Here is a 13,006-nt window from a genome sequence, read left to right on the forward strand (position 1 = left end):
TGTTGAAATAAATTTAACAACTTCATAAGTTTTGTTGTTGTAGTCAAACTTGTAGATATTGGATTTATCAGCACATTGTGAGTAAACAACTGTAATTGCTAAGAAGAACAGAATAAATAAACTTATTTTTTTCATTTTTTATAAAATTTTATAAAATAATATTTTTGCAAAAGTATTAATTTCTAAGGCATTTAAACGGTTGGCAATAAAAAACATAGGGCATTTCAAAGCTCCCACCTATCAATATACAGCAACGTTTATTTAATGTTCAGACTTCCTGACTTAGCGAAACTTTAGACTGACCCCATTTTCATTCATAGTGTAACTTCTATTCGTTTCATTCTATCTATAAAATTCATTGTATCAATATATTATGGAGTGTACTCGTAAATATTTACTGACACTTGTGTGCACATTGTATCATTTTTAAAATCCAGATCATTTTCTTTATATATATAACTAATAGACTACAATACATATAGATATGTGAAATGAAATGGTGCTATGTCAGGAAGTCTGATGTTATGTTGTTCAAATTTAGCACTTTTCGCCATATGTTTTTTATTGTATGTTAGCAAATGTTATTCCTGTTTCACAATAGAAAAAGGCTACTTAAAACCAATAATAACATACTATTTAGATTAGTTTCAAAACTGCCTTTATGATTAATTATTCCCATTTTATAGCTATACCTTTAACATATGGTATTCCTGTTGTAATATGTGGAATATAACCAAATTCCACATCGATTATTGCATTTGCACCTATATCCTCAGCTTTTTTCTGCAAAGCATCTAAAAGCTTATCATTTGATGTGAATATCGAATTTGATGTTTCAATTACTCCTAGTATTTCATATTTAAGATCGTTAGGTGTATGTTCTTTATAAAAGATTTCAATTGTATCTTCTTTTGATACAGATGCATATTGAGAAGATGTGCAACTGCTTAAAACAAATAGCACTATGACTATTAAAATAATTGAGATATTTTTCATTATAAGTAATTTTTATTCGCAAGCACCATAAGTAATTAAAGCGATTGCTAAAATAGTGTTATAAGTTTTTTTCCTCTTCTTAGAACAACCTCTTCTTGACCAGTAACATTTATATATTACCCAGGTTCCAACTCCAATCATAACAGCAATCGCAATAAGCTTCCAAACAGCAATATTGGTTTCAGCACCCCGAGTTGGTAGGTTTCTAGTATCAATTAATTCTTGAATCTTCTCAGACATTAAATTCAACAAATCTGCACCAGAATTTCCAATTTGAAGAGAGTCCAATACAATATCAATCTGTTCAGCAATCTCAGTAACGTCACTACCTTTCATTTCTTGTAAAAGCAACTCTTCTTTAAGCTCACTTCTGTATTGGTTAACAACTTCAAGAAATTCTGCAGTTGTGTCAGGTAGTTCTGTCTGAGCTTCTTTGAATAAATTAAAAGATTCCAAACCTTTGGTTAAGAAGTCAATTCCATTAGTATTGGAAACTGCTCCTTGACTGTTGGAATAATTCATTAAATCAGTTTGCATATTTACAGCAGCACATCTATCACCTTGTCGATAGTTTAGTTCTGAGTTGATGAAATTGGAAATCGCACCAGTGTAAAAATCGAAAAAATCAATATATTCATTTTGACCATTTTCTTGTTCAAACTCAACTACTGATCTTAATACCGTAGCAGACACTTGAAAATTGTAAACAGCTTGTTGTTCACGTGTTAATTGTTTCATGATAATTTATTTTTTTTAATAATTAAGTTAACGAATTATGTATTATTATATTGCGTATGTTTTAATATTTGCTAACAACTTTATATAATTATTTTGTCTCAAAAGTAAAACTTGCTAAAACAAAGTTTTTAAAATATTAGAGCAATTGGTATTACTGAATCTTTTTCAAAACTATTTCTCTACCCATTTGCAATGCTTTGTCAATGCCTCGAGGATTTTTCCCACCGGCAGTTGCAAAAAACGCCTGTCCTCCTCCTCCACCTTGTATTTCTTTTGAAATTTCTCTTATTATTTGTGATGCATCCAAATCTTTTTCTTTAACAAGCTCATCCGAAATAATTACCCAAAGATTAGCTTTGTCTTTTATTGTAGCACCAAGAATTACAATACTTCTATCAAGATTTCTTTTTAATTCAAAAGAAAGGTCTTTTCCTATTGTTGCTGAATCAATATTAACAACTTTAACAACAAGATTTATGTCATTTATCTTTTCAGCATTGAGGATTAGCTCTTTTCTTTGTGAAACAACTTTTTCTTTTTTCATTGCTTCATTTTCCTTACTCAGATTTTTATTTTCTTTTATAAGATTTGCTATGGCTTTTGTAGTATTTTTCGGATTAACATCAAGAATACTGTTGATTTCTTTTAACTGCACTTGCTGTTGTTGAAAATATTCAAATGCTACTGTACCGCTAATTGCTTCAATACGTCTTATCCCTGCGGCTATTGAGCTTTCGGCAATAATTTTAAAAAGTCCTATTTGCCCTGTTGCCTGAACATGAGTGCCTCCACATAATTCAACAGATTCACCATATTTTACAACTCTTACTTCATCACCGTATTTTTCACCGAATAAGGCAATAGCTCCCATATCTTTAGCTTTTTGAATTGGGATTTCTCTCTTTTCTTCAAGGCTTATGTTTTGTTGGATTTTGTTGTTTACAAATATTTCAATTTCCTTTATTTCTTCATCACTGATTTTTTGAAAATGTGAAAAGTCAAAACGGAGATGCTCGTGATTAACAAATGAACCTTTTTGTTCGATATGTGTCCCTAAAATTTTTCGTAAAGCTTGCTGGAATAAATGTGTAACAGAGTGATTTTTTGTTGTTTCAATTCGTTTTTCTTTGTTTACAACTGCCAAGAATTCTCCTTCGAGATTTTCAGGTATTTTGTTGGTAATATGAACTGTAAGATTATTTTCTTTAATTGTGTCTATTACAGAAATCTTTTTATCATCTTTTTCTATATATCCTGTGTCGCCAACCTGTCCACCGCTTTCAGCATAAAAAGGTGTTTTATTAAAAACAAATTGATATTTCTCTTTCTTTTTAATTATTATTTTTCGATAGCGAATTATTTTTATTTTTTCTTCTAAAGAATCATATCCTGTAAATTCAGTTTCTTTTTCTTCTTTTACTAATTCTTGCCAATCGGAAGTTTCCTGAGATGAAGCATTTCTTGACCTTTCTTTTTGTTTTTGAAGTTCTTTTTCAAATTCACTATGATCAATTTTAAGTCCTTTTTCTTGTAAAATCAATTCTGTTAAGTCAACAGGAAAACCAAAAGTGTCGTAAAGTTCAAAAACTGTTTTTCCATCAATAATATTTCCACCCTTTGTTGATTTTACAACTCGATTAAGTAATTTTATTCCCGTTTCAAGTGTGCGTAAAAAGTTTGCTTCTTCTTCTTTAATAACTTTTTCAATAAGTGTTTTTTGCTTTTTTAGTTCAGGAAATTGTTCTCCCATTTTTTGTGTTAAAACAGAAACAAGTTTGTAAATAAAGGCTTCTTTTTGATTTAAAAATGTGTAGCCATATCGAACAGCTCGTCTTAGAATTCTGCGAATTACATAGCCTGCCATGTTGTTGGATGGTAACTGCCCATCGGAAATAGAAAAAGCAATTGCTCGCAAATGGTCGGAAACAACACGCATGGCAATATCACTACTTTTATCTTTGCCATATTTTATTCCTGAGATTGATGAAATTTCTTTTATCAAGTCAACAAAAATATCAGTATCGTAATTTGATTTAACTCCTTGCAAAATCATGCATAATCTTTCAAATCCCATTCCTGTATCAACATGCTTTTGTGGTAGCATTTTTAATGTTGAATCGGATAATCGATTGTACTGAATAAAAACAAGATTCCAAATTTCAATAACTTCAGGATGGTCTTTGTTTACCAATTCTCTTCCCTTTACTTTTGCTCTATCCTTTTCACTTCTTATGTCAACATGTATTTCGGAGCAGGGTCCACAAGGTCCTGTGTCACCCATTTCCCAAAAATTATCTTTCTTTGAACCTGAAAGTATTTGTTCCTTAGGTAGTAATTTTTCCCAATAACCAAGTGCTTCTTCATCCGCTTCTAAGGAATCCTTTTTATCGCCACCAAAATATGTTGCATAAAGCCTGTCCTTTTCAATTCCATAAACATCAGTAAGTAGTTCCCAAGCCCACTCTATTGCTTCTTTTTTAAAGTAATCTCCAAAGCTCCAGTTCCCTAACATTTCAAACATAGTGTGATGGTAAGTATCTCGCCCCACTTCTTCAAGGTCGTTATGCTTTCCCGAAACTCTCAAGCATTTTTGAGTGTCGGCAACTCGCGAATTTGTGGCTTTGGAATTACCAAGAAAATAGTCTTTGAATTGATTCATCCCTGCATTTATAAACATTAATGTAGGGTCGTTCTTCACAACCATTGGTGCAGAAGGAACAATTTTATGCTTTTTTGATTCAAAAAAATCAAAGAATTTTTGCCTTATTTCAGAACTGTTCATTTTTGAGCTTTATTATTTAAAATAAAAAATCTACTAATTTGCTAATAAAACATTCGCGTATTCGCTACAAAAAAACTTATTTTTTCAAAAGAAAACTAAAATCTGAATTATTATCTAATTCATAAGCTTCATCGCCTTTTTTAAAGATTCTTGCTTTTCTTTCACCAAGAAGAGTCATTTTTTCTCCTTCAACTTTTAAAATTGTTCCTTCGCGTAATCCTACAACATGAATATCTGTATTGATTTCAAGAAATTCTTCGATTCTCATTTCGCGTGTTTCTCCACCATGTCCTTCAGGATTTGTATCAAGATAATGTGGATTAATTTGAAAAGGAATAATATTAAAACAATTGAAACTCGGAGGTTCAATTATTGGCATATCGTTGGTTGTCATTAGCGTAGGGCAAGCTACATTTGACCCGGCACTCCAGCCTGTGTAAGGCATTCCGTTTTCTACCTTTTCTTTTATGGCTTTCATCAAGCCTGTTTTATGAAGTTCATTTACAAGGTTAAAAGTGTTTCCCCCACCAACAGCAACAGCATCAGCTTTATCAAGTGCTGCTACAGGATCAGCTTCCTTATGAAGTGAAAATATCTCATAACCTAATTCGGAAAAAACTTTTTGAACTTTTGATTCGTATTCATCCCAACCTACAGTAACTCCTGCATAAGGTACAAAAGCAATTTTTTTTACTTTATCGCCAAAAAAATCTTTAAGGTCTTTAAGGGCATATTCCAAATAACCAAGTCCGGGAATTGTTGAATTACTTAATAATAATAATCTCATAATTTTATTTTTAAAATTTAAATTTGGGCAAAATTAACTTAAAAAAGATAATAAAAAAAATCCACATACTTGAAATATGCGGATTTTGGAATTTTGTTTTATAAATATTGAATGATTATTACTCCGGAGAAATTGCTTCTACAGGGCAAACATCTGCACATGCACCACAATCAGTACATACTTCTGCATCAATTACATAAGGTTCGCCTTCAGTTATTGCCTCTACAGGGCATTCATCAATACAAGCACCACATGCGGTACAATCGTCACTTATTACGTAAGCCATATTATTTTAATTTTAAAGTTGTTAAACAATTAATTTGATTCGGCAAATATAATAGTAATAAATTTGAATATTCAAAAAAATTGTGAATTCCTAAAAAAATAAATCCCTCTCAAAAATTAGAGAGGGAACAAGGGTGAGTTAATTCTTAACTACCTTCTCCACAAAAACCCCATCTCCATCCTTAATCTTTACAAAATATACCCCTTTATCAAAATCCTTAATATCAATTACGGTTTCTTTTTTGGAAAGTTGTTGTTTTTATTTAATAATTTTTCAGTGTCAGGATAATCTGATATCATACAATAACCAATATTTTTTGTTCCAAAAATTAGGTTGGATTGGTTGTTCGGAATTTGGGTAGCACGAAAAATTCCTAAAAAATGCTAATAATTTCTTTGTTCTTTAACCAAAATTTAAATATTTGAGCAAAATTGTAAATTTATGTATTTGATAATTTCCTACTTTTGCAAATAATTAAAAATTAAAAAATATGAGCGTATTAGTAAATAAAGATTCAAAAATTGTAGTTCAAGGTTTTACAGGAAGTGAAGGTTCTTTTCATTCTACACAAATGATAGAATATGGAACTAATGTAGTAGCAGGAGTTACACCAGGCAAAGGAGGACAAAAACATCTTGATGTTCCCGTTTTTAATACTGTTAAAGAAAGTGTAGAAAAAGTTGGTGCAAATGTATCAGTTATTTTTGTACCACCTCCATTTGCAGCAGATGCAATAATGGAAGCCGCTGATGCAGGAATTAAAGTTATTATTGCAATTACTGAAGGTATTCCTACTTCGGATATGATAAAAGTAAATGAATATTTAAAAGATAAAGATTGTACCCTTGTTGGTCCTAACTGCCCCGGTGTCATTACTCCCGGAGAAGCAAAAGTTGGAATCATGCCTGGATTTATTCATAAAAAAGGAAGTATCGGAATCGTTTCTCGTTCAGGAACTTTAACCTATGAAGCTGTACATCAGGTATCACGAGAAGGTTTTGGTCAGTCAACATGTATTGGTATTGGCGGTGATCCTATCATTGGCACATCAACATTGGATGCAATAAAATTATTAATGAATGATGATCAAACCGAAGGTATCGTTATGATTGGAGAAATAGGTGGTAGTATGGAAGCCGATGCTGCAAATTGGTTGAAAGAAAATTCTACAAAACCTGTAGTTGGATTTATCGCAGGGCAAACAGCTCCAAAAGGAAGAAGAATGGGACATGCCGGTGCTATAATTGGTGGCAAAGATGATACAGCAGCAGCAAAGATGAAAATCATGAGAGAATGTGGAATTCACGTTGTTGAATCACCTGCTGATATTGGTAAAACAATGGCTAAAGTGCTGAAATAGTATTTTCTAAAATATTATTAAAACAAACTTAAACAAAACCAACATCAAAGTAATTTTTAAATTTTGATGTTGGTTTTTTTATTTCTAAGGGAGATTCTATAAATAAAATAGCTGTTAAAACTTAAAATATTATTATCTTTGTGAAAATTAATTTTTACAAAAAGATATGCATTTAACTCAAGTTACAACCAAAAAGGATAAAAAAGATTTTCTTAATGTTGCAAGAGTAATTTATGCTAATGACTCCAATTGGGTTTGTCCATTAGATGCTCAGATAAACAGTATTTTTGATCCTGAAGAAAATATTTTTTACAAAAACGGTGAAGCTGAACGCTGGATATTAAAAAACGATAAAGGCGAATTAATAGGGCGTGTGGCTACTTTTATTAATAGAAATAAAGCCTTTGGCTACGAACAACCTACCGGAGGAATGGGCTTTTTTGAATGCATAAATGACAAAGAAGCAGCATTCAAATTATTTGATAAATGCAAGGAATGGCTTTCCGAAAGGAAGATGGAAGCTATGGATGGACCAATTAATTTTGGAGAAAATGATAATTTTTGGGGCTTGCTTGTTGATGGATTTACTCAACCCGGCTTTGGGATGAATTACAATTTTAAATATTATAAAGAACTTTTTGAAGAATATGGGTTTAACTTTTATTACGAACAAGTAAGTCATCATTTGGAAATTGCAAAATCTTTACCTGAAAGGTTTTGGAAAGTTGCTGATTGGGTGATAAATAAAGCTGAGTATAATTTTAAACACTATAGCATTAAAAACTCCGAAAAGTTTCTAAAAGATATTATTGAAATTTATCAGGATGCATGGCAATTTCATGAAAATTTTACACCAGCAAAATTATCAGACCTAAGAATAAAATTTGATAAAATGAAGGATTTTATTATTGAAGATTTTATTTGGTTTGCCTATCACCATGATGAGCCAATTGCTTTTCTTGTAATGCTTCCCGATACAAATCAAATATTGAAACATTTTAATGGAAAAATAAATTTTTTAGGGAAAATAAAATTTGCATGGCTAAGGTCAAGAAAAAAAATTACACGTGCACGAATTGTAATAATGGGCGTAAAAGTTAAATATCAACGATATGGTATAGATTCAGGGATTTTTAGGCAAATGCAAAAAATTATCGTCAATCATCAGGAGTACAAAGAAATTGAAATATCATGGACAGGAGATTATAATCCAAAGGTGAAAGCATTAATTAAAGCACTTAAAGTGGATTTTGCAAAAAGACACATAACATACAGAAAATTATTTGATGAAAATGCTAAGTCAAAACGCTCTAAAATAATACCTGTTGATACAAGAAAGTGAAGAATGATTCCTTTAAAGCTTGATGTAGTTTAAGAATTGTTTTTTTATTTCATCCTTTTCAAATGCTCCGAAATAATTTGCCGTAATTGTACTTGTGCTAATATCCTGAATGCCACGACTTGCAACACATAAATGTTTTGCATTTATAAGTACAGCAACATCCTCTGTTTTGGCAACATTTTTTATCTCATTTGCGATTTGTAAAGTTAATCGTTCTTGCAACTGTGGTCTTTTGCAATAATAATGAACAAGCCTGTTTATTTTTGAAAGTCCCAACACTTTTTCTTTTGCAAAGTATGCAACATGTGCTTTACCAAAAAACGGAACAAAATGATGCTCACAATTTGAATGCACAGTAATATCTTTTTCAACTATCATATTCTGATAATTGAATTTATTTTCGAACAATGATATTTCAGGTTTGTTGGCAGGATTTAAACCACTGAATATTTCTTTAACATACATTTTTGCAATTCGTCCCGGAGTGCCATTAAGACTGTCATCATTAAGGTCAAGTCCTAATATTTCCATTATTTCTCTGAAATGATGCTCTATCTTTTTGATTTTTTCTTGATCTGTCATTTTAAAAGCATCTGCTTTCAATGGTGTTTCATAATTACTCAATATATTTTTGCTCATGTTAATTTGTTTGGTCAGTAAAAATTTCTAATGTCTTTGGACTATTTTAAATTTACATTTGATATTACAAAATCAGGGCAAAATTAGAAATTTAATGAACATAAAAAATTTATCTAATCAATTATTTTAAAATATGATTAATTTTGTGCATCATTAAATTATTGTCAAAGTATTATTACCTATGATTAGAGGATTATTATCACAAATATTTCGCAAGTTAAAATTATTATATTTCTTAGATATTTTAAGGTTTAAATATCAAAAAATCAGAAATTATAAAAAGAATAAAAAATTTATAAAACAAAATTCGAATATTGTTTTGCCTCCGAATTATATGATGTATGAATCTTTTCAAATTAATTATAACAAGTATTTTTTTGATGGAAAAGATACAGCAGAATGGTTGATGAATCAATTTGGAAAATATAAAAAATTAGAGAATTTGAACATTCTTGACTGGGGCTGTGGACCTGCAAGAATAATTCGCCATTTGTCCGAACTTACTCAAGATTGTTCCTTTTTTGGAACTGATTACAATAACAAAACAATAAAATGGTGCAATGAAAATATTAAGAATGTAAAATTCTCACAAAACAATCTTGTTCCGGAACTTTCTTATGAAGATAATTTTTTTGACCTGATTTATGGAATTTCAATATTCACTCACCTTTCGGAAGAAATGCATCACAAATGGTTTGAGGAGTTGATAAGGATTCTAAAAACAGGGGGCATTTTACTTTTAACTACACAAGGAAATGATTTTAAACAAAAACTTACTGCAAAAGAATCAGTTGATTTTAAGAATGGTAAATTGATTGTGAGAGGAAAAGTAAAAGAAGGACACAGAACATATTCAGCATTTCAACCTGAAAGTTTTATGAAAAAATTATTAAAAAGTGTGAAAATACTTGACCATATTGAAGGGGAAAAATTAAGCAACAGCCCTGAACAGGATATTTGGATAATACAAAAGCAGGAAATGAATGTGTGAATGATTGAATGAAAAATGAGTGATTAGAAATTAAAGAATCAACAAATCATTAGATAGACAACTTAATGACAAAAAACAAAAATTTTTTCTATCGTAAAACTAAAATAGCTTATTTGAATTTTCCAACATTTTTTTTGTAGCCTCATAGCCAATATTAAAAATCATCTCACCTTTAGAAACATCAGTAATATGAAATTTCTCCAACCCTTGAGGTTCAATAAAAAGGTCGCATTTCGATGAATTTTTTCTCACATTTATTGAAGCGGTAAGGTGAAAAGACCTTTCATAAACCCTCAATAAATTTGAGAATTCATTAACATAATTTGTTGGATTTACATGTACTCCAATTATTTTTTTACAATCTTTAAAAATTGCTTGAATTGGAAAATTGTTGAGTACACCTCCGTCAACATAAGTTATTCCGTTAATTTGAATTGGTCGGATAAGTCCGGGAATTATAGTTGAAGCCAATACTGTTTTTTGCAAGCTACCTGATGAAAAATACTTAATTCTTCCATTATTTAAATCAGTTGTAGCAACAATTAATGGCATTTTTAATTCTTCAAAAGTATTAGCATTTAGCCTTTGTGAAAGCACCCTTGCTAAACCTGTTGGTTTTAAAAATCCTTTAACGGGAATTGAAAGACTTAAATATTTTAACATTTTTTGTTCGGTAAAATAACTTAAAATTTTATCGGGAGAATGTCCATCTGCATATAATACACCGACTAAAGCACCTGCACTTACTCCTGAAATAATATCTGGATAAATTCCTTTTTCATTCAATGCTTTAAGAACTCCAACATGGGCAAAACCTCTTGCTCCTCCTCCACTTAAAACAAGCCCAAGCTTATATTTTTTGTTATTTAATCTCATTTTAAAATTTATAGGTTTTTTTTAAGGCGTGCAAGATAGAAATCATTTTTGTAATTAATAAATTTTTTTACCAACCTTTGAAAGTTTTTGAGGAAACAAACTTTGGCTTTAGGGGGAGCACTAAATACATTCGCCTGCCTATGTCGGCAGACAGGCATTAAGATTTTCAGAGTTTTTTAATCTTCATCTTGTATCCCATTTTGTCTTTACCAATAAATAAACTATCTTTGTAAAAAAAGAAAAAAAGATGAAATCATACAAAAAAGAACTTTGGTTTAATATTGAAGCAAGACGAGAGATGTTAAACATTACTCCAATGGTAAATGAATGTCTTAAAGAAAGTGGCATAAAAGAAGGATTGCTACTTTGTAACGCAATGCATATTACAGCAAGTGTATTTATAAATGATGATGAACCCGGACTTCATCAGGATTTTGAAAAATGGTTGGAAAGTTTGGCACCCGAAAAACCTTATGAGCAATACAATCATAATACTTTTGAAGATAATGCAGACGGTCATTTGAAAAGAACAATAATGGGAAGAGAAGTTGTAGTAGCTGTTACTGACGGAAAACTAGATTTTGGACCATGGGAACAAATTTTTTATGGCGAATTTGACGGAAAAAGAAAAAAAAGAGTGCTTGTAAAAATTATTGGGGAATAATTGAATTATAAATATTGAATAATGGTTTATTATAATTAATTATTAAATTTGTAGTTTAATAATAAAGCAATGAAAGAGGTAGCATCAATAAATATTCTGTGTCTTGGTAATTGGAATAAACGAATTTTTACTCCAAAATGGGTGTCTGAAAATCTCTTTGAACTTGATCAAGACCAACAAATTCATGGTATCGTAAATACAGATGAAATGGAATTTGGATATACACATAAAGATGTCTTATTGTTACCAAAAGATAATGTATTAGAAATCAAAATTGAGAAAATTAATAAAGATTCAAAGGAATTTAGTGGTGTTTTGTTAAATCGCATTATCAATTTACTTCCTCATACTCCAATAAAAGCAATAGGAATTAACATTCGATATTCATTTACTAAAGACGAATCATATCATTTAGTAAAAACACTAAATCAAATAAAATGTAAATTAAATAATTTTGAAACAAACCAAGTCAAATTTTCAAAATCAAACAATAATTGCAAATTAAATATAATTACAGATATTAGTGAAACAACTTTTCTTGTCAATTTTAATTTTCACTATAAATCACTAAATGAATTTGATGAGAATATTGTAAATATTAAAATTGCTGAAACAAAAAAAATAATTGGAAATGAATGATATTTTAACATACAGTGATAGTTCTGAAGAAATGATTAAAGTTTCTTCTTCAGAATTTTATAAAGATTTTTCATGCCCAACAAACAATGGAAATATAACAATTCAAATAAATACTACACAATCTAAATTGAGAAACATTATTAATTACGCTTCGTTTCAAAATAAAAAGGACGAATATTTTATTAAAGCAATTAAAAATCTACTAAAAAAAAGTAATTTTCAAGAATTATCCTTAGAAATTTCAGAAGACCAGATAACAGAAGAAGAGTACTATAAAGAACTTGAAAAAAATCCTGAAAAATATGTACTTGATTTAGAATATTTAAAAGACCCAAATGATATTAAAATTATCAATGAAATTGTAAAACGAATAGGCGTAGAATTTTCTATTGACGAAGTTGAAGAATTGTTTTCTTTAGTAACAGGTGAATTAGAAAACAAAGTTAATCAAATCGAAATATAATACTGTGGAATTCTATCAAGAAGGAGATAAATTTGAATGCCAAAATTCGGAAATTATTGCAAAAAGAATAATACCAAGTATTCCACAAAATTTCCCTAAAATTGGATTATCGTTAAAATATAAATGTGAAAGAGATGGTACTGTGGAAATAAAAAAGGAATTAAATCCTAAGAAATACAAAATTGACAAAAAATCACATTTAAATCAGGGAGATAAACTTAGTGCTAATCATTTATTCGTTATAGTTAAAAATATAAAAAGACTTAAATTAAAAAAAGTAGGTGGGCACTCAGGAAGACATAACTCGCAAAAAATGAATACAAAAGATTTTACCTATGCCGAAATTTCTAAACCATATTTTCACATAATGAATGCAATTGAAAAAAGAAAAGAGATAGAAAAATAGGTCAAATTTTACAATCACTAATAACAATTACATAAAC

Annotated in this window: 14 protein-coding genes; 7 read left to right on the forward strand and 7 right to left on the reverse strand. The window is 29.9% G+C overall.

Annotated elements, in window-relative coordinates; translation table 11 throughout:
- Window positions 1–669 precede the first annotated feature (669 nt).
- The 5 genes from U9R42_00930 to U9R42_00950 form a co-directional block, all read right to left on the reverse strand.
- The gene (locus tag U9R42_00930) at window positions 670–996 is read right to left on the reverse strand and encodes a hypothetical protein (GenBank protein MEA3494579.1); all 327 of its coding nucleotides are present in this window, start codon (window positions 994–996) and stop codon (window positions 670–672) included.
- Between the two features lie 12 nt (window positions 997–1,008).
- Complete coding sequence (locus tag U9R42_00935; GenBank protein ID MEA3494580.1) at window positions 1,009–1,734, reverse strand: hypothetical protein; 726 nt, start codon at window positions 1,732–1,734, stop codon at window positions 1,009–1,011.
- A 151-nt stretch (window positions 1,735–1,885) separates the two neighbouring features.
- Window positions 1,886–4,516 carry an alanine--tRNA ligase gene (gene alaS / locus U9R42_00940; GenBank protein ID MEA3494581.1) on the reverse strand — a complete coding sequence of 877 codons (2,631 nt, stop codon included), beginning with the start codon at window positions 4,514–4,516 and terminating at the stop codon, window positions 1,886–1,888.
- A 76-nt stretch (window positions 4,517–4,592) separates the two neighbouring features.
- Complete coding sequence (pepE, locus tag U9R42_00945) at window positions 4,593–5,303, reverse strand: dipeptidase PepE (protein MEA3494582.1); 711 nt, start codon at window positions 5,301–5,303, stop codon at window positions 4,593–4,595.
- 118 nt (window positions 5,304–5,421) lie between these two features.
- Window positions 5,422–5,589: a 4Fe-4S binding protein gene (locus tag U9R42_00950; GenBank protein ID MEA3494583.1), complete on the reverse strand. Its 168-nt coding sequence runs from the start codon at window positions 5,587–5,589 to the stop codon at window positions 5,422–5,424.
- Window positions 5,590–6,079: 490 nt separating this feature from the next.
- Here U9R42_00950 and sucD point away from each other — a divergent pair, with 490 nt between their 5' ends.
- Both sucD and U9R42_00960 read left to right on the forward strand, forming a co-directional pair.
- The gene (gene sucD, locus U9R42_00955; GenBank protein ID MEA3494584.1) at window positions 6,080–6,949 is read left to right on the forward strand and encodes a succinate--CoA ligase subunit alpha; all 870 of its coding nucleotides are present in this window, start codon (window positions 6,080–6,082) and stop codon (window positions 6,947–6,949) included.
- A gap of 166 nt (window positions 6,950–7,115) precedes the next feature.
- On the forward strand, window positions 7,116–8,291 hold the full coding sequence (locus tag U9R42_00960) for a GNAT family N-acetyltransferase (protein ID MEA3494585.1): 1,176 nt from the start codon (window positions 7,116–7,118) through the stop codon (window positions 8,289–8,291).
- 12 nt (window positions 8,292–8,303) lie between these two features.
- On the opposite strand, the gene folE is transcribed toward U9R42_00960, so the two are convergent.
- Window positions 8,304–8,930, reverse strand: a complete 627-nt coding sequence (folE, locus tag U9R42_00965; GenBank protein MEA3494586.1) for a GTP cyclohydrolase I FolE — start codon at window positions 8,928–8,930, stop codon at window positions 8,304–8,306.
- 181 nt (window positions 8,931–9,111) lie between these two features.
- Here folE and U9R42_00970 point away from each other — a divergent pair, with 181 nt between their 5' ends.
- A complete protein-coding gene (locus U9R42_00970; GenBank protein MEA3494587.1) occupies window positions 9,112–9,921 on the forward strand; it encodes a class I SAM-dependent methyltransferase in 810 nt (269 codons plus the stop codon).
- Between the two features lie 99 nt (window positions 9,922–10,020).
- Here U9R42_00970 and U9R42_00975 read toward each other — a convergent pair whose 3' ends face one another.
- Complete coding sequence (locus U9R42_00975) at window positions 10,021–10,797, reverse strand: patatin-like phospholipase family protein (GenBank protein MEA3494588.1); 777 nt, start codon at window positions 10,795–10,797, stop codon at window positions 10,021–10,023.
- A gap of 247 nt (window positions 10,798–11,044) precedes the next feature.
- Between U9R42_00975 and U9R42_00980 the strand changes: the two genes are divergently transcribed.
- From U9R42_00980 to U9R42_00995, 4 genes are all read left to right on the forward strand, one after another.
- Complete coding sequence (locus U9R42_00980; GenBank protein MEA3494589.1) at window positions 11,045–11,461, forward strand: secondary thiamine-phosphate synthase enzyme YjbQ; 417 nt, start codon at window positions 11,045–11,047, stop codon at window positions 11,459–11,461.
- 69 nt (window positions 11,462–11,530) lie between these two features.
- The gene (locus U9R42_00985) at window positions 11,531–12,100 is read left to right on the forward strand and encodes a hypothetical protein (GenBank protein MEA3494590.1); all 570 of its coding nucleotides are present in this window, start codon (window positions 11,531–11,533) and stop codon (window positions 12,098–12,100) included.
- Window positions 12,093–12,563, forward strand: a complete 471-nt coding sequence (locus U9R42_00990; protein MEA3494591.1) for a hypothetical protein — start codon at window positions 12,093–12,095, stop codon at window positions 12,561–12,563. The genes U9R42_00985 and U9R42_00990 overlap by 8 nt, the downstream gene beginning before the upstream one ends.
- Before the next feature lie 4 nt (window positions 12,564–12,567).
- Window positions 12,568–12,969, forward strand: a complete 402-nt coding sequence (locus tag U9R42_00995; GenBank protein MEA3494592.1) for a hypothetical protein — start codon at window positions 12,568–12,570, stop codon at window positions 12,967–12,969.
- Window positions 12,970–13,006: the final 37 nt, after the last annotated feature.

The sequence above is a fragment of the Bacteroidota bacterium genome, from assembly GCA_034723125.1.
GTDB lineage: Bacteria > Bacteroidota > Bacteroidia > CAILMK01 > JAAYUY01 > JAYEOP01.

Coding starts and splice junctions, on each gene's coding strand:
- U9R42_00930 (MEA3494579.1), bottom strand. CDS start 996: ATGAAAAATATCTCAATTATTTTAATAGTCATAGTGCTATTTGTTTTA.
- U9R42_00935 (MEA3494580.1), bottom strand. CDS start 1,734: ATGAAACAATTAACACGTGAACAACAAGCTGTTTACAATTTTCAAGTG.
- alaS (MEA3494581.1), bottom strand. CDS start 4,516: ATGAACAGTTCTGAAATAAGGCAAAAATTCTTTGATTTTTTTGAATCA.
- pepE (MEA3494582.1), bottom strand. CDS start 5,303: ATGAGATTATTATTATTAAGTAATTCAACAATTCCCGGACTTGGTTAT.
- U9R42_00950 (MEA3494583.1), bottom strand. CDS start 5,589: ATGGCTTACGTAATAAGTGACGATTGTACCGCATGTGGTGCTTGTATT.
- sucD (MEA3494584.1), top strand. CDS start 6,080: ATGAGCGTATTAGTAAATAAAGATTCAAAAATTGTAGTTCAAGGTTTT.
- U9R42_00960 (MEA3494585.1), top strand. CDS start 7,116: ATGCATTTAACTCAAGTTACAACCAAAAAGGATAAAAAAGATTTTCTT.
- folE (MEA3494586.1), bottom strand. CDS start 8,930: ATGAGCAAAAATATATTGAGTAATTATGAAACACCATTGAAAGCAGAT.
- U9R42_00970 (MEA3494587.1), top strand. CDS start 9,112: ATGATTAGAGGATTATTATCACAAATATTTCGCAAGTTAAAATTATTA.
- U9R42_00975 (MEA3494588.1), bottom strand. CDS start 10,797: ATGAGATTAAATAACAAAAAATATAAGCTTGGGCTTGTTTTAAGTGGA.
- U9R42_00980 (MEA3494589.1), top strand. CDS start 11,045: ATGAAATCATACAAAAAAGAACTTTGGTTTAATATTGAAGCAAGACGA.
- U9R42_00985 (MEA3494590.1), top strand. CDS start 11,531: ATGAAAGAGGTAGCATCAATAAATATTCTGTGTCTTGGTAATTGGAAT.
- U9R42_00990 (MEA3494591.1), top strand. CDS start 12,093: ATGAATGATATTTTAACATACAGTGATAGTTCTGAAGAAATGATTAAA.